Raw genomic sequence first — 19339 nt, 5'->3', positions numbered from 1 at the left:
CGTGCGGGCGCTCGTCGTCGGGGCGAACGGTTTCCTCGGCTCCCACCTGGTCGATGCCCTCGCCTCGGCCGGGCACGACGTGACCGCGTTCGACCGGTTCAGCACCGATCGCCGCGCGTTCGACTCCGACGTACCGGCGGTGCGAGGCGACTTCGCCGACACCGAGGCGGTCGCACGCGCGGTGGCCGGGCACGACCGCGTGTTCCACTTCGTGTCCTCGACGACCCCCGCGACGGCCGGGAGCGACCCGGTCCTGGATGTGCGCGGGAACGTGATCCCCTCCATCGCCCTGCTGCAGGCCTGCGCCGACGAGGGCGTCGAGCGCGTGTACTTCGCCTCGTCCGGCGGCGCCGTCTACGGCGATCTCGGGGCGTCGCCGGTCGACGAGGAGATGTCACCGCACCCCGTCTCGCCGTACGGCATCGGGAAGCTCACCGTCGAGTCGTACCTCGGATACTTCGCACGGACGGCGGGACTCTCCTCGGTCGCGCTGCGGATCTCGAACCCGTACGGCCCGAGGCAGCGCGCGACCCACGGCCAGGGCCTCATCCCGATCGCCCTCCGCGCGATCGCCGCAGGCGAACCCGTGCTGCGGTTCGGCGACGGCTCGATGGTCCGCGACTACCTGTACGTCGACGATGCCATCCGCATGATCCTCTCGATCGTCGAAGCGGAGCCCGCGCACCTCGTCTACAACATCGGCAGCGGCCACGGAACCAGCGTCAACGAGGTCATCGCCGGCCTCTCCGCGGTGACCGGCATCGAGCCGCGCGTCGAGCAGCGGGACCAGCCGCCCACGTTCGTCCAGGCATCCGTGCTCGACATCTCCCGGTTCGCCGGCGAGTTCGGCCGACCCGAGCTCACGCCGCTCCGGGAGGGTCTCGAGCAGACCTGGAGAGCGCTGCGCGACCGAGCGGCCTGAGCCGCGCTCAGCGCGCGTCGACGCCCGACACGACGCCCAGGAGCTCCCGGTACCGGGCGCCGACGGCATCCGCCGAATACTCCTCGGCCGTCTCCCGGGCCCCCGCTCCCAGTCGACGTCGCCGTTCCGGGTCCGCGATCAGCGCGTCGAGTGCCGCGGTGAGCTGCTCGGTGCTGCCCGGAGCCACCAGCACGCCGTTCGCGCCGTCCTGGACGGCCTCGTTGATTCCGGGGACGTCGGAGGCGACGACGGCGCAGCCGGCCGCCATGGCCTCCAGCAACGCGACCGGAAGGCCGTCCTTGTCTCCCGATGCGGCGAGCACGGACGGGAACACCGCCAGGTCGCACGCCGCGTACCTCCGCACGAGTTCCGAGCGACCGAGTTGCCCCGCGAACGTGACGTCGAGGCCGCGCGCACGGGATTCGAGCGACGACCGCAACGGACCGTCGCCGACCACGGTGAGCGAGACCGCCGAGTCCGTCCCGAGTGCGCGGACCGAGTCCAGGAGGACCTCCAGCCCCTTCTTCTCGACGAGGCGGCCGACGAAGAGGATCCTCGTCCGGCCCGGCTCGGCCGGGGTCGGAGGCACTGCCTGGACTGCCGAGAGGTCGGCTCCCATCGGGAGGATCCGGACCGAGTCGGGCGCCGCGCCCAGTCGGATCACGCGCTCGCGCATCTCGGCGTTCATCACCGTGACGGCGGCCGCCCAGCGGATCACCCACGACTTCAGCGCTCGCAGCGGACGCGCGTTCAGCGCATAGAGGTCGCCGCCGAGCGTCGTCAGGAGCGCAGGCGTGCGTCGCAGGGCGAGTCGGGCGACGATGCCCTGCGGGATGATCCAATGGACGTGGGCGACGTCCGGTCGCCATTCGCGAGCCGCCCGGCGGGTGGCGAGGAACTGGGCGACGAAGAACGGGATGACCTGCAACCACCGGGACCGCTTCTCGCGGAGGTTCTCGATGATGGCGCCGTCGGCCAGGTCCTCCCATCGACGCGGGAAGTAGCCGTATCGACGGACCTCGAGCGGGCCGAGCCGTTCGCGCCCGGGAGCGCCGGGCACGCGTGGCACGACCACCATGACCTCGAAGTGCTCGGCTTCTCGCTCGGCGAGGTCCCGGACGAACGCCGGGGTGCCGTCCGCGGCGTGCGCGGGGAACGTGGACGCGAGGACGAGCAGCCGCGGCTTCTGGCCTGCCATGTACGGGACCTCCAAATGTCTCGACCATCGCGTTCCGCCGGATGGCCCCAGACAGTCTACGGATGGGGACGCTGTACGAATCCGCAGCGCGCATCCGGGATAATCGGTCCGGATGAGCACCATGTCCCGTTATCGCAAGCCGCTGCAGTACGCATTCGCCGTGGTCGCGCTCGGCGCGATCGTCTGGATCGTCGCGGCCAACTGGGATGCCTTCTCGACCGCGGTGCTCGGCATGGATCCGTGGTGGCTGGCGGGCTCGCTGCTCGCCGGCGCCCTCGGCGTCGTCTGCTCGATGTTCGCCTGGAGGTCCATCGTGATCGCCTTCGGCCACCGAGTGACTCGCGCCGACGCCTCCCGGATCATCTTCATCTCGCAGATCGGCAAGTACATCCCGGGGGGTGTCTGGCCGATCGTCGCGGGCACCGCGCTGGGGATCCGCGCCGGCATCCCGGGACCGATCACCGCCGCAACGATCCTCGTGCAGCTCCTCGTGAGCGTCGCCACCGGTTCGGTGGCATCGATCGGCGTCCTCTTCGCCTTCCCGCAGCTCCAGCAGTTCGCCTGGTTGATCTGGGCGGCGGCAGCACTCGGCGTGCTCCTGCTGCTGCCGCCGGTGATGAAGCGATGGCTGCGCTGGGGCTTCCGTCTGATCCGGCGGACGTCGACGCTTCCGGAATCGATCGGCACGGCCCCGCTCGGCGCCGCGACCCTGTGGTCGTTCGCGAGCTGGGCGGCATTCGGAGTCCACCTGTGGTGCGTGGTCTCGGCGACGGTGGGGCCGGACCCCGAGCTCATCCTGCTCGCCGTCTCGGCCTTCGCGTTCGCCTGGGTCGTCGGCTTCCTGTTCATCATCGCCCCGGCCGGAGCCGGAGTCCGGGAACTGGTCCTCGGCGTCGTGCTCGCGTCGAGCGTCGGCTCCGCCGCCCTGCTCGGCATCGTGATCGTGAGCCGGATGATGCTGCTCGTGGTCGATCTCGCGATGTTCGGCGGGGCACTCGTCTCCGCCCGACGCGCCGCCGGCGGCGATCCGGCAGCGCTTCCCGGTGGCCCGAGCCCTGCCGGTCCCGGCGATCCGGTCCCCTCGCCGGCGGACTAGCACGCCGCCATCCGGAACGGCCGAGGTTCGCCCTGCTCGACGGGGTATGGAAGGATCGAGTACCCGCCCCGCACACCCGAGAGCCCTGAATGTCCCCGATCCGCACGGAATCATCCGCGCCAGGCGTCGAGGGGGTCATCGCCGACCACCTCGCCATCTGCGACGGTGCGCGGACCGACGGCCCCCGAGGAACCGTCGTCTTCTGCGTCTCCACCGACGACCCAGCCGAAGGCAAAGGCGACCTCTTCGTCGCTCTCGGCCTCGCTCGAGCGCTCAACCGCACGGGCTGGGGCGTCCGTCTCTGGCCCATGTCCCGGTGGAACGAGCCGCTTCCCGTCGCCGACGTCGCCGTCAGCATGATCGAATCGTTCGTGCCGGGCGGTGTCGCCGCCCGGACGGTCCTCGTCGGGTGGGTCCGGAACTGGACCGAGCGATGGGCGGGACTGCCGTTCCTCGGGGCGTTCGACGGCTTCCTGGCCTCCTCGTCGGCGACGGCCGAGCAGTTGCGCGAACGCTATGACGGCCCGGTGGGCGTGATGCCGATCGGCGTCGACACCGAGCTCTTCGATGCATCCGTGTCCGGATCGCGACCGTCTGACATCGTCACGACGGCGAACTTCTGGGGCGCCGAGCGCGAGCTCCAGAGCGCGATCGGGCCGGTCGCCGCGCGCCACCGGGTCGACTGGTACGGGCAGAACGCCGAGCACCTCGTCCTCCCGCAGGGCATCGTGCATCGTGGGTCCGTGCCGTTCGAGGAGCTCCCCTCGGTGTACGGTTCGGCCAAGCTCGTCCTCGACGACCTGATCCGACCGGCCAAGGCGTTCGGGAATCACAACAGCCGGCTCTTCGAGGCGCTGGCGTGCGGCGCGATCCCGATCACCAACACCGATTCCGGGTTGGCCGAGCTCGGCCTCTCCGACGTGCCCTCGTACGGCGACGGCGCACCGCTCGTCGAAATCGTCGACCGACTGCTCGACGACGATGCGGCACGGGTCGCGCTCGCCGAACGACTCCGCGCGATCGTGCGCGAACGTCATTCCTACGCCGCCCGCGCCTCGTTCTTCGAGGCGTTCCTCGAACCGATCCGAGCCGTCCCACGGCGGGTCCGGCCCGACTGGCTCGGCTGGGCGGCGCAGCTCCGGGAGTCCCTTCGCACCGCGGAGTTCGCGCTCGACGAGACCAGGTCGGGGTTGCATGCCGAGCAGCAGCGTTCCAGGAGGCTCTCGTCCGAACTCGACGAGACCCACGCCCGCCTCAACGAGATCGCGACGCGCCTGCACGCCATCGAGACGCACCCCGTCTACCGGACGATGTCGAAGGCCGCCCGCGTCGCACGCTCCCTCCCCCGCCCCGCAGGGGGGGACGCGCAGAATGGACCGAAGTCGAGCGAATAGACTCTCCTCGTCATGAGTACCTCCTCCGATGCCGCCGCGATCCGCGCTGCTCGATTCCGCACCCTCGCCGACCTCCCGATGGAGGAGACCGCGACGGACGGCGGCGGCTACAACCTCCTCGGCTCGCTGAAGGAGATCTTCGGCCGACGCGAGATGCTCGGCCTGATGATCCGGCGCGACCTGAAGGCCCGATACAAGGACTCGTCACTGGGCTTCTTCTGGTCGCTCGTCCGGCCGCTCACGCAGCTGGCGATCTACTACGTCGTCCTCGGTCAGTTCCTCGGCGCGGCGCGGAACATCACCGACTTCGCCATCTACGTCTTCACCGGCCTGACCGCATACACGCTGTTCAGTGAGATCGTTCTCGGCGGAGCGGGGTCGATCGTCGGCAACGCCGGCCTGGTGAAGAAGATCTACCTTCCGCGCGAGATCTTCCCGCTCGCCTCGATCGGGTCGGCGATCTTCAACTTCACGATCCAGCTCGGCATCCTGCTGCTGGCCACACTCCTGCTCGGAGCGTTCCCCCTCCACGCCGAGCTCGCCTACTTCATTCCGTCGCTCGCGATCCTCCTGGTCTTCGGCGCCGGCCTGGCGCTGCTCCTCGCGGCCCTGAACGTCTTCCTCCGCGATATCCAGTACCTCATCGAGGTCGTCGTCATGCTGCTGATGTGGGCGTCGCCGATCGTCTACAGCTGGGAGATGGTCAAGGACATCGTGCAGCCCTGGGTCCTGGACCTCTACACCAACAACCCGATCACGCTCGCCGTCCTCGGATTCCAGAAGGCGTTCTGGACGGCCGGTGCGGACGCCTCGTTCCCGGACGACCTTCTGCTGCGCCAGGGGATCGCGATCCTCGTCGGCCTCGTCGGCCTCGTCGCCGCTCACGCAGTGTTCAACCGCATGCAGGGCGACTTCGCCCAGGCGCTCTAGGTGCGGCGGCCGTGACCCGCGCACACGTGACCACGATCGTCGTGGCGTACAACTCCAGCAGCGTCCTGCCGAGCCTGCTCGCCTCGCTCACCCAGGCAGCGACGGAGGACGTCGATCTCGACGTGGTGGTCGTCGACAACGACAGCCGAGACCGGGAGGCGAGCCGGAGGATCACCGAGGGTACCGGGGCGAGGTTCCTCGCGCTCGACCGGAACGTCGGCTACGGCGGCGGGGTGAATGCCGGTGCCGGCGTCGTGGCCGGATCCGACGGGTACCTCCTGGTGTGCAACGCCGACCTCCGCTTCGAAGCGGGATCCATCGACGAGCTGGTCCGGTTCGCCGAGCACCACCCCGAGGTCGGCGCGTTCGGCCCCGCGATCCTCAACGAGGACGGCACGGTCTACCCGTCCGCACGCCGGACGCCGACGCTGCGCGAGGGGATCGGCCATGCCCTGCTCGGCGGGATCGCCCCGAGCAACCCGTGGTCGCGCCGGTATCGCGAGGAGTCCGTGAGCGTCGATCGCCCGCGGCCCGCGGGCTGGCTCTCCGGAGCCTGCCTGCTCATCCGGACCGAGCTGTTCCACCGGCTCGGCGGATTCGACGAGAGCTACTTCATGTACTTCGAGGACGTCGATCTCGGCGACCGCGTCCGCGCGACCGGCCAGGCGAACATGTACGTCCCGGCCGCCCGCGTGACCCACCTCGGCGCGCATTCCACGAGCGAGGTGTCGACCCGCATGCTCGCGGTGCACCACGACAGCGCCTACCGGTACCTGTCACGTCGCTACCCCGCGTGGTGGCAGGCGCCGATCCGATGGGCGCTCCGGGCGGGCCTCTGGATCCGCCTCAAGTGGGTCACGCGTCGCAGGCGTTCCTTCGCCGGCGCCGGACGAACGGCGCACCCCTGACCACCTCACGCGTCACCACCACCAACACCACCCACGCAGAAACGGAGCGACTCCGAATGGCCAGCACTGGTTCGGTCAGCCCGGCCGCGCAGACTCCGGCGCCCGAGGTGATCAGCCTCACGGACATATCCAAGCGCTTCGTCATCCGCAAGGACAACTCGCTGAAGGAGCGCCTCGTCACGCTCGGGCGGGCCGGGCGCCGGCATCGGGAGGAGTTCTGGGCCCTCCGCGGTCTCTCCGCGGACCTGTCCGCCGGACAGACCGTGGCGCTCATCGGCCACAACGGCTCCGGCAAGAGCACGCTGCTGAAGATCATCGGCGGCATCATCGAGCCGACACGGGGTACTGTGCGCCGCCGTGGGCGGATCGCGGCCCTGCTCGAGCTCGGTGCGGGATTCCACCCCGATCTCACCGGTCGCGAGAACGTGTTCCTCAACGCGTCGATCCTCGGCATGTCGCAGGCGGAGACCGAGGCGAAGTTCGACGACATCGTCGCGTTCTCCGGGATCGGCGAGTTCATCGACACGCAGGTCAAGTTCTACTCGTCGGGCATGTACGTCAGACTCGCGTTCGCGGTCGCCGTGCACACCGACCCCGACATCCTCCTCGTCGACGAGGTGCTCGCCGTCGGCGACGAGGCCTTCCAGCGGAAGTGCCTGGACACCATCAAGCGCTTCCAGACCGAGGGGCGCACGATCATCCTGGTGACGCACTCGATGGGCCAGGTCTCGGAGCTGGCGGATCGCGTCATCCTGCTCCATCACGGCGAGGTGATCCAAGACGGCGATCCGAACACCGCCATCGCCGCGTTCCGCGACCTGCTGGAGGGCGAGCGCCGCGAGCAGGAACGCGACGCACCGAGCAACCCGGTGCTCGAGAACGGTCGCGTCCTCACCGCGGCCGTCCACGTCGACGGGCGTGCCGATGGCGAACCGTTCGAGCCCGGCGACGACGTCGTGATCACCACGACGCTCGAGCACACGACCGGCATCGCCGAGTGGGTCTGCGCCGTGCAGATCGACAACGTCATGGGTCAACCCGTCTGGGGCACCACCACGCGTCGCGTCGGACTCGAGCTCGCGCCGCTCGAGGGCACGCGGACGCTCTCGCTCACCGTCGACGACGCGAAGTTCGCCGGCGGCAAGTACTTCGTGAACGTCTCGCTCATGGACTTCGCCGGCCGCCACCTGCACGACCTCGTGCAGGCGGCGAGCTTCAACGTCGCCGAGCAGCCGGATGCCGCGGGCTCGATGTACGCGCGTCCCCGCTTCACGGTCGTCGATTGAGCGCGATGAGCCGGATGCGGCGGCTCACCGCACGAGTCACGCGACGTATCGAGCGCGCCCGACGGACCCTCCTCCTCCGGCGCACCGAGGCCGGGCGCTTCGGCATGCGCACGCTGGCCGGCGAGTCGACCCCCGAGTCGCTGCCGGTCGTGATGGCGCTCTGGTCGCGGCCGGAACGAGCGAGAGAGATCCTCGCCGAGCTTTCTGCGCAGGAGGGCTCGCCTCCGCTCCGGCTGTGCTGGTGGAACAACGCTCCGCAGCACGATCATGCGTACCGGTCGGCCGTCGACGCCCTCCCCGGCATCGGCGCGCTCGCCGGCGTCGAGTTCCGATCGAGCCGAGTGAACATCGGCGGACTCGCGCGGTTCCTCGTGATCCGACGCCTTCGCCGGCAGGGGTACTCCGGTCCGGTCGTCCTCCTCGACGATGACCAGGTGATCGGCACGGACTTCATCGCGCGGCTCACGGCCGGGTACGCTCCGCGTTCGGTGCGTGGCGTGTACGCCTTCCGCCAGCACGGATCCTATTGGTCGCGCGAGCCGATCGAGGACGGCGACGCCGCGACGTACGTCGGAACCGGCGGCTGCGTCGTCGACGCGGAGATCGTCGACGACCCCGAGTTCTTCAGCGCGATACCGGACCGGTACCGGTTCATCGAGGACCAGTGGATGAGCTTCCGCGCGCGTACCCGTGGATGGACGCTGGCGAAGACCGAAGCGCCGTTCGAGTTCGTGCTCGACGAGCGCAACCAGTACCACGGGCTCATCGACCGCAAGGACGAGTTCTTCACGTACCTCTACGACTCGCGGCCCGACCTCCGCCCGAACTGACGGCGCGTCAGGACTCGGTCGCGAGCAGGTGCTTCAGGTACTGCCCGTAGCCGCTCTTGACCAGCGGGGCGGCGAGTTCGCCGAGGCGCGAATCGTCGATCCAGCCGGCCCGCCAGGCGATCTCCTCGATGCAGCCGATCTTGAAGCCCTGCCGGTCCTCGATGACGCGCACGTACTCGGACGCCTGCATCATCGACTCGAATGTCCCGGTGTCGAGCCAGGCGGTGCCGCGGTCGAGCACCTGCACGTTGAGCTTGCCGGCCTCGAGGTAGCGCTCGTTGACCGTCGAGATCTCGAGTTCGCCGCGCGCACTCGGCTCGATCGTCTTCGCGATCGCGACCACGTCGTTGTCGTAGAAGTACAGGCCGGGAACGGCGTAGTTGCTCCTCGGCTCCGCCGGCTTCTCCTCGATGGAGAGCGCGGTGAAGTCCTCGTCGAACTCGACGACGCCGTACGCGGTGGGGTCGCTGACCTGGTAGGCGAAGATGACGGCGCCGTCGATGTCGTTGTGCTGCCGCAGCGCCGAGCCGAGGCCGGTCCCGTGGAAGATGTTGTCGCCGAGGACGAGCGCCACGGACTCGTCGCCGATGAACTCCTCCCCGATGATGAAGGCCTGCGCCAGGCCGTCCGGGGACGGCTGCACCGCGTACTCGAGGCGGATCCCGAGATCGGAACCGTCGCCGAGAAGGGCCTTGAACTGCGCGTTGTACTCGGGCGTCGTGATGATGAGGATCTCGTTGATACCCGCCATCATCAGCGTCGACAGCGGGTAGTAGATCATCGGCTTGTCGTAGATGGGCATGAGCTGCTTCGAGATGCCCTTGGTGATCGGCCAGAGCCGCGTGCCGGATCCACCGGCGAGGATGATGCCGCGCATCGTTCAGTTCCCCTTGGAGTTCAGCGAGTCGTAGAAGGCGCGAGCGGCCTCCCAGGTGGGCAGCAGTCCGGATGCCGCGGCCTCGGCGAGGCTCGGAGCCTCGGTGTCCTTCGGCGAGAGGAGCAGGTCGCCCGAATCGAGCGTGAAGTCGAGTCCGATCTCCGGGTCGAGGGGGTTCACGCCGTGCTCGCGCGGTGCGTTGAACGGCGCGCTCACGAGGTAGCTCACGGTCGCGTCGTCGCTCAGCGCGACGAAGCAGTGCCCGAGGCCCTCGGCGATGTAGATCGCCCGCCGGTCCTGCTCGTCGAGCAGCACGGAGTCCCACTGACCGAACGTCGGCGAACCCACGCGGATGTCGATCACGAAATCGAGTACCGCGCCACGGGTCGCCGTGACGTACTTGGCCTGGCTCGGCGGGATGTCGGCGAAGTGGATGCCGCGCACGACACCTCGCCTCGAGACCGACGTGTTGGCCTGGGCCAGCGAGAGCGGGTGCCCGACGACCTCTTCGAGGCGGTCGAACCGGTACCACTCGAGGAAGACCCCGCGGTCGTCGCCGAACTGCTTCGGGGTGATCTCGTAGCTGTCGGGGATCTTCAGTTCGCGGATCTGCACCCCGGAAGTCTACCCAAGGTGCTGTCGGCCTCAGGCCGTCACGTGGACGGACTCGGACACGGTCGCGAATGCGGAAAGCCCCATGGGCGGAGACGCGATCGATCCCCGGCCCGGATGCGCTCGGTAGGATGAAGCGCGTGTCAAGACTTCTCGTGACCGGCGGTGCCGGCTTCATCGGCTCGAACTTCGTCCACTACGTGCTCGCGAACACCGATCACTCGGTGACCGTGCTCGACAAGCTCACCTACGCCGGCAACCTCGCCTCCCTCGACGGACTCCCCGAGGACCGGTTCCGGTTCGTCAAGGGCGACATCTGCGACGCCGCGCTGGTCGACGAGCTCTTCGCCGAGCACGACGCCGTGGTGCACTACGCCGCCGAGAGCCACAACGACAACTCGCTGGCGAACCCGCGACCGTTCCTCGACACGAACATCATCGGCACCTACACGCTGCTCGAGGCCGCGCGGAAGCACGACATCCGCTTCCACCACATCTCGACGGACGAGGTCTACGGCGACCTCGAGCTCGACGACCCGGCGAAGTTCACCGAGCAGACCCCGTACAACCCGTCCAGCCCCTACTCCTCGACCAAGGCCGGCAGCGACCTCCTGGTCCGCGCATGGGTGCGCTCGTTCGGCGTGAAGGCGACCATCTCGAACTGCTCGAACAACTACGGCCCGTACCAGCACGTCGAGAAGTTCATTCCCCGCCAGATCACGAACGTCCTCCGCGGCGAGCGCCCGAAGCTCTACGGCAAGGGCGAGAACGTCCGCGACTGGATCCATGCGAACGACCACTCGTCCGCGGTGCTCACGATCCTCGAGAAGGGCGTCATCGGCGAGACCTACCTGATCGGCGCCGACGGCGAGCGGAACAACAAGGACGTCGTCGAACTGATCCTGACGACCCTCGGGAAGCCGGCCGACGCGTACGACCACGTGGTCGACCGTCCGGGCCACGACCTGCGCTACGCCATCGACTCGACGCGCCTGCGCACCGAGCTCGGCTGGGAGCCGCGATTCTCCGACTTCGAGTCGGGCCTCGCCGACACGATCGCGTGGTATCGCGACAATGAGGCGTGGTGGGCCCCGCAGAAGGACGAGACCGAGGCGAAGTACAAGGCGCAGGGGCAGTAGTCGTGCGGGTGCTCATCACCGGCGCGAACGGGATGCTCGGACGCGACCTGCAGTCGGCGCTCGCGGACCGGCAGGTCACCGCGCTCGGCCGTGCCGACCTCGACGTCACGGATGCCGCCGCGGTCGCCGAGGCGGTCGCCGGGCACGACGTGGTCGTCAACTGCGCCGCGTACACGAAGGTCGACGACGCCGAGGCGCACGAGGAGCAGGCCTACGCGGTGAACGCGACGGGCACCGGGAACCTCGCCGCGGCGTGCGCAGCGACGGGGGCGCGCCTCGTGACCATCTCGACCGACTACGTGTTCGACGGGAACGCGACCGAGCCGTACGCGGAGGACCTCCCCCGCGACCCGATCAACGCCTACGGCCGCACCAAGGCCGCCGGCGAGGAACTCGCACTCGCCGCGCACCCGGACGGCACCTACGTGGTGCGCACGGCCTGGCTCTACGGCGCGAACGGACCGAACTTCGCGCAGACCATGCTCAACCTCGCGAAGTCGAAGGACACGTGGTCCGTCGTCGACGACCAGCTCGGCCAGCCCACGTGGACGGCCGACCTCGCCGAGCAGATCGTCCGGCTCGTCGACTCCGACGCTCCCGCCGGCATCTACCACGGCACGAACTCGGGTCGGGCGACCTGGTACGAGTTCGCGCGAGCGGTGCTCGAGGAGTCGGGTCTCGACCCGGAGCGGATCACGCCGACCGACAGCTCGTCGTTCGTCCGCCCGGCGCCGCGCCCGTCGTACTCGGTTCTGGGCCACGACAGGTGGGCCGCATCCGGCATCGCCGAGATGCGTCCGTGGCGCGAGGCCCTCGCCGAGGCCGTCCGGGCGGGCGCGCTCATCGCCTGAGTCGGACGCGTCGGCGCCGCGACATCCGCTGCTGTGCTCGCGGATGCCGCGGCGCCGCTGCGTCAGAGCAAGCGCGAGTAGAGCTCGACCTGCATCCGTCGCCCCCACCGCGCCTGCAGGGTGGAGATGTCCGTGTCGAGGATCTTCGGGTCGCGCGTCTTCGATTCGAAGTGGTACAGACGCGCCCACGGGGTGAACACCGCTGACCGGCCGGTCGCCCGGATCTTCATGTTGAGGTCGACGTCGTTGTAGTTCCCGGGGAACGCGAGGCTGAAGCCCCCCACCTCGAGGAAGACGTCGCGCCGGACCAGCGCGCAGGCCGCCGTCACGCCGGAGACCTCGTGGTCGACGCTCAGCGACTTGATCGAGTCGTCACGGCCGCCCTCCCAGCCGAAGGCGGCGTGCCCGGCGACGCCGCCGGTGTACACCTGCCCGGAGTGCTGCAGCGTGCTGTCCTCGAAGTAGAGCTGCGCGCCCACGATGCCGACGCCCGGTTGCCGTGCGAGTCCGACCATGGTCTCGAGCCAGTCCGGCGTCACGATCTCGACGTCGTCGTTCAACAGCATGAGGAACTCGCCGCGAGCCGCTGCGGCTCCGCGATTCATCTTGCCGCTGAAGTTGAACGGAGCGTCCCACAGGACGAGACGGAGTCGATCACCGCAGATGCGCTCGAGCTCGTCGACGACCTCACGTGGCGTCTCCGCGTCGGCGACGACGACGACCTCGATGTTGCCGTAGCTCGAGCCCTCGACCACACCTCGGACCGCCTCGACCACGAGCACCCGCTCCGCTCCGCCGATCTGCGCGCTGCTCCCCCGTGTGGGGATCACGACGGAGACGAGCGGCTCGTCGTCGAGCGCGTATCGCACGCGCCGCAGGAAGGGCTCGACGTCGTCGACGTCGGCGCTGATGCCCCGTGCGCGGAGCTCGTGTTCCACGACGCGCCGCTGCGCCTCCGACGTTCCGGCGTAGTCGTCGTGCGCGAGGTCCTCGATGGCCAGGATGTCCGGAAGCAAGGCGATCCGCTCGCTCGCCCGGTCGAGCCGCAGCACGAGGTCGAGCACCTGCGCACGGCGCGCCTCACCACGGATCCCGCCGAGACGGCGCAGTGCACCCATCCGGATGGCGACGACCGGTCCGAGATAGTCGTTGCCCAGGAGGCGCAGCGGCGAGAACAACGGACGCATGAGCGGCGCACCGCTCTCGGTCGTCGAATCGCCGTAGACCGCCTGCACCTCCGGGTACCGCGCGAGGAATCCGTCCACCTTGGCGATCGCGTCCGGCGTGATGCGACCGGCGCGGACGATGACGAGCGCTTCGGCGGAGGAGGCCGCGAGGAGGCCGTCGAGCACCGCGGCACCCGCCTCGGTCACCGAAGCGCCGGTCGCTCGCGCCACGTCGTCGAGCTCCGAGCGCGCCGCCTCGTCGATGCCGTCGTGGGCCACGAGCCGCACCGACACCGGAGCCACGCCCGCCGCCAGGACCGCGTCGAGAGCGCGGCGCGCCTCGCCACCCGCAAGGCCGGCAGCATCGATCCAGACGTCGTACCGGTCGCCGAAGGCCGGCTGCGCGTCGCTCATCCGAGGATCCGCCGCTTGACGACCTTCGCCGCGCGGATCGGCAGCGTGACCAACCGGCCGGCGCGCCAGGTCATCGACGAACGCATGGCCGCCAGGTTGCGCTCGACGGCGATGGTCTCGGACGGACCGAGGAGGCCGGTGGACTGCAGTTCGGCGACCTGCTGTTCGAGCCCGATCACGCGGTCGAGGAGCTCGAGGTGCTGTTCAGCCGCCCGCTCCTCGGGGGTGAGGCCGGTGTCGGGCCTCCCCGCTGACCAATTCGATTCAGGGACGGCGCTCACGCTCGATATCTTCCTTCCGGCGGGTGGAACGTAAGCTAGCCTAATGCCCCGTTCGCGACCGCCCCGAGCACCACTGGCGACGGTCACCGCGTCACCCACGACGACCGCGACGGCGCGCGTCGTGGCCGTGGTCCCGACGTTCCATCCCGATGACCGGGTCGTCGACAACCTGCGCTCGCTCGCGTCGCAGGTCGACGAGCTCATCGTCGTCGACGACGGAACCGGCCCGGCGGCCGACGTCGTCCTCCGGAGGATCGGCGACGAGATCTCGAACAGCCGCAGCATCCGCCTCGACCGGAACTCGGGCATCGCCCGGGCGCTCAACGTGGGCGTCCGAGCGGCGCTGGAGGACGGCGCCGACTTCGTCGTGAACACCGACCAGGACACCGACCTGCCCGGCGGGTACATCGCGTCGTGCCTCGACACCTTCGCTCGCGCGAACCGCGTCACCCGGGTCGGGATCGTCTGCACCGACCGGGTGAACGGCCAGCCGTCCATCCCGACCTGGTACTCGCCGGAGGGCATCGGGCTCGTGCCCGAGGCGATCCAATCCGGCTTCGTCATCTCGCGGGAATGCCTCGAGACCGCCGGCCTGTTCGACGAGCGTCTCGTCATCGACTGCGTCGACACGGAGTACTGCCTGCGCGTTCGGGACCGCGGGTTCCGCATCGCGATCGCAGAGGACACCGACATCGCGCATGCGCTCGGCGAGATGGTGCCGTTCCGGCCCTTCGGACTCACCCTCGCCCACCGCGACGGCGGGCACCTGTACCAGTACCACTCCCCGTTCCGCCAGTACTACATCATCCGCAACAACATCGATCTGGTGTTCCGGAACTTCCTCCGGCGCAGGCGGTGGACCCTCGCCGTCGTCAAGCGCCAGATCGGGCCCACCTTCGATGCGATCGTCAGCGGGCCGAAGCGCACGAAGCACCTCGTCGCGACGGTCGTCGGCGGCGTGCACGGCCTGCTGCGCGTCCGCGGTCCGATTCCCGCCGGCCTGCTGCGCTACCTGCGCGGCTGACCCGAATCGGGTGCCTGTGCACGGTCGCGTCGCGCTCCGAGCCGCGGCGGCTAGTCTTGGGGCCGTCGCGTGCCCGACCCCGGCGGCATGCTCGAACCAGTCGTAGGAGGCCCGAGGTGACCACGACCCTCCGCCTGATCGTCGACCAGATCGTCGCGCCGGTCCCCGGCGCCGTCGGCCGGTACACGCGCGACCTCGGCCGGGCGCTCATCGCTGCGACCCCACCGGGCTGCGAGGTCGAGGGCGTCGTCTCGTCGTCGCCGCCCGACGACTACGCACGTCTCGAGACGGAACTGCCGGGCATGTCCGCCCTCTACAAGTCGTCGCTCGCGCGTCGCGAGCTGGCTGCGGCGTGGCAGTTCGGTCTCACCACGTCGCCGGGCGGCGGGATGATCCACGGCACCAGCCTCTTCGCCCCGCTCCGCAAGCACGACGCCACGGCCGGCGACCAGACCGTCGTCACGGTCCACGACGTAGTCGCCTGGACCCACCCCGAGGCGCTGAGTTCCGCCTCGGTCGCCTGGCAGAAGGGCATGCTGAAGCGGGCGCGCAGGCATGCCGACGCCGTGGTCGTCCCCACGCACGCGCTCGCCGACCGGCTCTCGATGATCGCCGACTTCGGCGACCGGATCCGGGTCGTCGGCACGGCGCCTCGATCGGGACTGGAGGTCGGACCGGATGCGCAGGCGCGGGCGGTGCAGCTCGGCCTGCCCGGCGCGTACCTCGTCGTCTCGGGAACGCTCGAGCCCCGCAAGGGACTGGTGGACGTGCTGACGGCCCTCGGTCGTCGCGGCGTCCCCGAGATCCCGCTCGTCGTCGTCGGGCCCGAGAGCTGGGGCGACCAGCACCTCGCCCAGACGGCCGACGAGCTCGGTGTCGACGCACGGCGCATCCTCCGCTTCGACGACCTCGCGCCCGAGGACCTGGCGGTCGTCATCGCCGGCGCCACCGCCTACCTCGCTCCGGCACGTGACGACGACTCCGGCACCGAGCTCATCGAGGCGTTCTCGCTCGGCGCGCCGGTGATCCACTCGGACACCCCTGCGTACGTCGAGGTCTCGGCCGGCGGCGGGCTCACCGTGCCGATCGGCGTGGGCGACGGGTTCGCCGATCGCCTCGCCGCGGCGATCACGCGCGTCGTCGAGGACCGCGAGGCGGCGAACCGGCTCGCGATCTCCGGACACGACCGCGCCCGCGCCTACGACTGGCGCGACTCCGCGGAGCGGATCTGGCACCTCCACGCCGACCTCTGACGCGGCATCGGATCCTCGGCCGGGGTCCGCCGGCGGTCCGGCGCCCGACGGCGGCGCATTCAGCTTCACGCGCCGTCCGACGAACGGCGGCTCAGCCCTCCTCCGGCTCCGCGGTCGGAGGCACGAGCGCATCCTGGACCATCTGCCTGACCAGCTCGTAGTCGGGGTCCAGCGGGTCGATGCCGTTGTCGGGCACGAGCGGCACGTCGACGATCGGCAGCTCCTTCGTCTTCCCCGCGAGGTCGACGAAGTACCCGAGCATCGACTGCGGGACATCCGTCTTCACGACCTGGGACCCGGCCGCGGCGACGTCCTGGAACTTCGAGAGCACGTTCGCGGCGTTGAACTGCGCGAGCACGGCCTCCTGGAGCTGCAGCTGCCGGGCCATGCGGTCGTAGTCGCTCGTGCCGTGCCGCGAGCGCGCGTACCAGAGCGCGTGGTAGCCGTCGAGGTGCTGCTCGCCCGCCGGGATCCACTCGGCGACCGTGGTGAAGGTCTCGTCCGCGTGGATCGGCACGTCGTGCGGGACGTCGATCGTGACCCCGCCGAGCGCGTCGATGAGCTGCTGGAAGCCGGCCATGTCGATGAGCACGTAGTACTGGATGGTGAGGCCCGTGATGCCCTCGGCGGCGTCGCGCATCGCCTCGATCCCCGGCTCACTGCCCTCGGCGACGGCGTCGGGATAGAGCTCGGGGCTCTTCAGCTCGACCTCGGTGTAGATCGAGTTGAGCTGGCAGACGTCGACGTCGCAGACGCCGTTGGCGCCGTATCCGTCAGGGTAGGTCGCGCGGAGCGGCGACGACTCGTCGAACGGCACGTTCGTGAGGTCGCGCGGAAGCCCGATGGTGACCGCCTGGCCGGTCTCGGAATCCACGCTCACGACGCGGATGCTGTCCGGCCGCAGCCCTTCGCGATCCGGTCCGGCGTCTCCCCCGAGCAGGAGGATGTTGTAGCGCCCGTCGACGGGCGGCTCGCTGGGGCCGGCGACGAAGACCGATGAGAGGAAGCCGCTCGCGGTCGTCGCGACGTAGGCCCCGTAGGCCGCGGCGCCGGATGCCACCGTCATGACCACGATCGCCAGGCCCGCGATACCGGCGCGCGCCGAGGGGACGGCCTTCACGAGCCGGACGAGACGGAGCGTGTCGAATGTCAGCACCACCCAGAGCACCGCGTAGAACACGGCAGCGACGGCGACGACCCAGAGCACGACGCTGTTCGACGCGAGCGTGTAGACGATCGCGGGCGACACCAGCCAGGTGACGAGCGCGACCACGAGCAGCACCCAGAGGACGAGGGTCGCCCCGAGCCCGAACCGGCCGAGACGGCGGTTGCCGGCGAGCGCCTGGGCCGAGCCCGGGATCAGGATGTTGAGGCCGACGAGCCACCACCCGCGCCGCGTCATGAGCGGGCGCGAGGCGGCGTCCGGGTAGCGGATCGGACTGTCGGCGAGGCTCATCGGGACGACTTCAGCCGTTCGTTCTTCTCCTCGACGAGCGCCGCCAGCGAGGCGGCATACTCGGCGAGGGCGTCGCGGAGGGCGTCATCGGACGTGGCGAGGATCTTGACGGCGACCAGCCCGGCGTTCCTGGCCCCGCCGATCGACACGGTCGCGACGGGCACGCCGGCGGGCATCTGCACGATCGAGAGCAGCGAGTCGAGCCCGTCGAGCCGCGACAGCGGCACGGGCACGCCGACGACGGGGAGGGTCGTCACGGACGCGAGCATGCCCGGCAGGTGCGCGGCCCCGCCGGCGCCGGCGATGATGACGCGGATGCCGCGGCCCGCGGCCTCCTTGCCGTACGCGATCATCTTCTCGGGCGTGCGGTGCGCGGAGACCACCTCGACCTCGTGCGGCACGCCGAACTCGTCGAGCAGGTCGGACGCGTCCTTCATCACGGACCAGTCGGAGTCGGAGCCCATGACGACGCCGACGAGCGGGGTGGTGGGGTTGCCTGCGATCACTCGATCGATAGTAGGGCCAGCGGCTGCGAGTTCCCCGCAGCCGCGCGCTAGTCCTGCAGCGCCGCCGCGGCCGCGCGCGCCTCGTACACCGCGTCGTCGAGGTCGTCGCCGATCACGGTCACGTGCCCGACCTTGCGGCCGGGACGCGGGGCCTTGCCGTAGTTGTGGATCTTGGCCGTCGGGTGCGCGGCGAGCGCCTCCGCGTAGCGGTCGGTGAGCGTGCCCTCGGCGGGCCCGCCGAGCAGGTTCACCATGACCGACCAGTCGGCGTGGCACCCGGTGCCGCCGAGCGGCAGGTCGAGCACCGCGCGGAGGTGCTGCTCGAACTGCCCCGTGGTGGCGCCGTCCATGCTCCAGTGCCCGGAGTTGTGCGGCCGCATGGCGAGTTCGTTGACGAGCACGCGATCGTCGGTGGTCTCGAACATCTCCACGGCGAGGACGCCCGTGACGCCGAGGCCCTCGGCGATCGCGACGGCGACGTCGGCCGCGACATCCGCGAGCCGGCCCGCGGAGTGCGGAGCGGGTGCGATGACCTCGCTGCACACGCCGCCGACCTGGACGGTCTCGACGAGCGGCCACGCGACGACCTCGCCCGACGGGCGGCGGGCGACGAGCTGGGCGAGTTCGCGCCGGAAGTCGACGAGCTCCTCGACGAGCAGGGCGCCGTCCCGGCCGTCCTCGGCGATCGCGGCGAACCACTCGGCCACCTCGGCGGCGGCGCGCACGACGCGGACGCCCTTGCCGTCGTAGCCGCCGCGCGGGGTCTTCACGACGGCCGAGCCGCCGTGCTCGGCGATGAACGCGTCGAGCTCCTCCGGGGTCGACACGCGCGCCCAGTCGGGCACCGGCAGGCCGAGTTCGGAGAGCCGTTCGCGCATGAGCAGCTTGTCCTGCGCGAAGCGCAGTGCGTCGGGGCCGGGGTGCACCGCGATCCCGGCGTCGACGAGGGCGCGGAGCACGTCCTGCGGGACGTGCTCGTGGTCGAAGGTCACCACGTCGACCTCGCGGGCGAACGGCAGCACCGCGTCGAGGTCGGTGTAGTCGCCGACCCGGTCGGCCGCGAGCCCCGCCGCCATGCCGTCGGCCTCCGCGAGCACCCGAAGCTCGACGCCGAGCTCGATCGCCGCGGGGATCATCATGCGGGCGAGCTGCCCTGCGCCGATCACTCCGACTCGCACCTGACGCACCATCCGTTC

The 19339-nt window shown here is 70.1% G+C and carries 19 protein-coding genes; 11 read left to right on the top strand and 8 right to left on the bottom strand.

The annotated features are described in order from the left end of the window. Position 1: 1 nt before the first annotated feature. Positions 2-922 carry an NAD-dependent epimerase/dehydratase family protein gene (locus ACULK2_RS06235; RefSeq protein WP_445969390.1) on the top strand — a complete coding sequence of 307 codons (921 nt, stop codon included), beginning with the start codon at positions 2-4 and terminating at the stop codon, positions 920-922. A 7-nt stretch (positions 923-929) separates the two neighbouring features. On the opposite strand, the gene ACULK2_RS06230 is transcribed toward ACULK2_RS06235, so the two are convergent. Beyond that, positions 930-2120, bottom strand: coding sequence for a glycosyltransferase (locus ACULK2_RS06230; RefSeq protein WP_445969391.1), 1191 nt, complete (start codon positions 2118-2120; stop codon positions 930-932). A gap of 112 nt (positions 2121-2232) precedes the next feature. Between ACULK2_RS06230 and ACULK2_RS06225 the strand changes: the two genes are divergently transcribed. The 6 genes from ACULK2_RS06225 to ACULK2_RS06200 all read left to right on the top strand — a co-directional run bounded on the left by ACULK2_RS06225 (position 2233) and on the right by ACULK2_RS06200 (position 8564). After that, the gene (locus tag ACULK2_RS06225) at positions 2233-3216 is read left to right on the top strand and encodes a lysylphosphatidylglycerol synthase domain-containing protein (protein ID WP_445969392.1); all 984 of its coding nucleotides are present in this window, start codon (positions 2233-2235) and stop codon (positions 3214-3216) included. Between the two features lie 308 nt (positions 3217-3524). Then, a complete protein-coding gene (locus ACULK2_RS06220; protein ID WP_445969393.1) occupies positions 3525-4610 on the top strand; it encodes a glycosyltransferase family protein in 1086 nt (361 codons plus the stop codon). 12 nt (positions 4611-4622) lie between these two features. Then, the gene (locus ACULK2_RS06215; RefSeq protein WP_445969394.1) at positions 4623-5540 is read left to right on the top strand and encodes an ABC transporter permease; all 918 of its coding nucleotides are present in this window, start codon (positions 4623-4625) and stop codon (positions 5538-5540) included. 11 nt (positions 5541-5551) lie between these two features. Further along, positions 5552-6448, top strand: coding sequence for a glycosyltransferase (locus ACULK2_RS06210; protein WP_445969395.1), 897 nt, complete (start codon positions 5552-5554; stop codon positions 6446-6448). 56 nt (positions 6449-6504) lie between these two features. Continuing rightward, a complete protein-coding gene (locus ACULK2_RS06205; protein WP_445969396.1) occupies positions 6505-7734 on the top strand; it encodes an ABC transporter ATP-binding protein in 1230 nt (409 codons plus the stop codon). A gap of 5 nt (positions 7735-7739) precedes the next feature. Further along, positions 7740-8564 (top strand): hypothetical protein, encoded by an 825-nt coding sequence (locus ACULK2_RS06200; protein ID WP_445969397.1) that lies wholly within the window; start codon positions 7740-7742, stop codon positions 8562-8564. Positions 8565-8571: 7 nt separating this feature from the next. Here ACULK2_RS06200 and rfbA read toward each other — a convergent pair whose 3' ends face one another. Then, positions 8572-9441, bottom strand: coding sequence for a glucose-1-phosphate thymidylyltransferase RfbA (rfbA, locus tag ACULK2_RS06195; RefSeq protein WP_445969398.1), 870 nt, complete (start codon positions 9439-9441; stop codon positions 8572-8574). A gap of 3 nt (positions 9442-9444) precedes the next feature. Then, entirely contained in the window at positions 9445-10056 is a 612-nt protein-coding gene (locus tag ACULK2_RS06190) for a dTDP-4-dehydrorhamnose 3,5-epimerase family protein (protein ID WP_445969399.1), read from the bottom strand. 137 nt (positions 10057-10193) lie between these two features. On the opposite strand from ACULK2_RS06190, the gene rfbB reads away from it, so the two are divergent. Together rfbB and rfbD are read left to right on the top strand one after the other, a co-directional pair. Then, entirely contained in the window at positions 10194-11192 is a 999-nt protein-coding gene (gene rfbB, locus ACULK2_RS06185; RefSeq protein ID WP_445969400.1) for a dTDP-glucose 4,6-dehydratase, read from the top strand. Between the two features lie 2 nt (positions 11193-11194). Beyond that, positions 11195-12043: a dTDP-4-dehydrorhamnose reductase gene (gene rfbD / locus ACULK2_RS06180; protein WP_445969401.1), complete on the top strand. Its 849-nt coding sequence runs from the start codon at positions 11195-11197 to the stop codon at positions 12041-12043. A 62-nt stretch (positions 12044-12105) separates the two neighbouring features. Here rfbD and ACULK2_RS06175 read toward each other — a convergent pair whose 3' ends face one another. Together ACULK2_RS06175 and ACULK2_RS06170 are read right to left on the bottom strand one after the other, a co-directional pair. Next, complete coding sequence (locus ACULK2_RS06175) at positions 12106-13623, bottom strand: glycosyltransferase family 2 protein (RefSeq protein WP_445969402.1); 1518 nt, start codon at positions 13621-13623, stop codon at positions 12106-12108. Further along, on the bottom strand, positions 13620-13904 hold the full coding sequence (locus ACULK2_RS06170; protein ID WP_445969403.1) for a hypothetical protein: 285 nt from the start codon (positions 13902-13904) through the stop codon (positions 13620-13622). The genes ACULK2_RS06175 and ACULK2_RS06170 overlap by 4 nt, the downstream gene beginning before the upstream one ends. Positions 13905-13947: 43 nt before the next feature. Here ACULK2_RS06170 and ACULK2_RS06165 point away from each other — a divergent pair, with 43 nt between their 5' ends. Then, on the top strand, positions 13948-14928 hold the full coding sequence (locus tag ACULK2_RS06165) for a glycosyltransferase (protein WP_445969404.1): 981 nt from the start codon (positions 13948-13950) through the stop codon (positions 14926-14928). Between the two features lie 116 nt (positions 14929-15044). Continuing rightward, a complete protein-coding gene (locus tag ACULK2_RS06160) occupies positions 15045-16181 on the top strand; it encodes a glycosyltransferase (protein ID WP_445969405.1) in 1137 nt (378 codons plus the stop codon). 91 nt (positions 16182-16272) lie between these two features. Here ACULK2_RS06160 and ACULK2_RS06155 read toward each other — a convergent pair whose 3' ends face one another. From ACULK2_RS06155 to ACULK2_RS06145, 3 genes are all read right to left on the bottom strand, one after another. Then, positions 16273-17637, bottom strand: a complete 1365-nt coding sequence (locus ACULK2_RS06155; protein WP_445969406.1) for an LCP family protein — start codon at positions 17635-17637, stop codon at positions 16273-16275. Further along, positions 17634-18101, bottom strand: coding sequence for a 5-(carboxyamino)imidazole ribonucleotide mutase (purE, locus tag ACULK2_RS06150; protein WP_445969453.1), 468 nt, complete (start codon positions 18099-18101; stop codon positions 17634-17636). Before purE ends, ACULK2_RS06155 begins: the two co-directional genes overlap by 4 nt. An 89-nt stretch (positions 18102-18190) precedes the next feature. Further along, positions 18191-19333, bottom strand: coding sequence for a 5-(carboxyamino)imidazole ribonucleotide synthase (locus ACULK2_RS06145; RefSeq protein ID WP_445969454.1), 1143 nt, complete (start codon positions 19331-19333; stop codon positions 18191-18193). Positions 19334-19339: the final 6 nt, after the last annotated feature.

Source organism: Agromyces molybdatiresistens (assembly GCF_052748445.2).
This window is presented reverse-complemented; position numbering and strand designations above follow the sequence as displayed.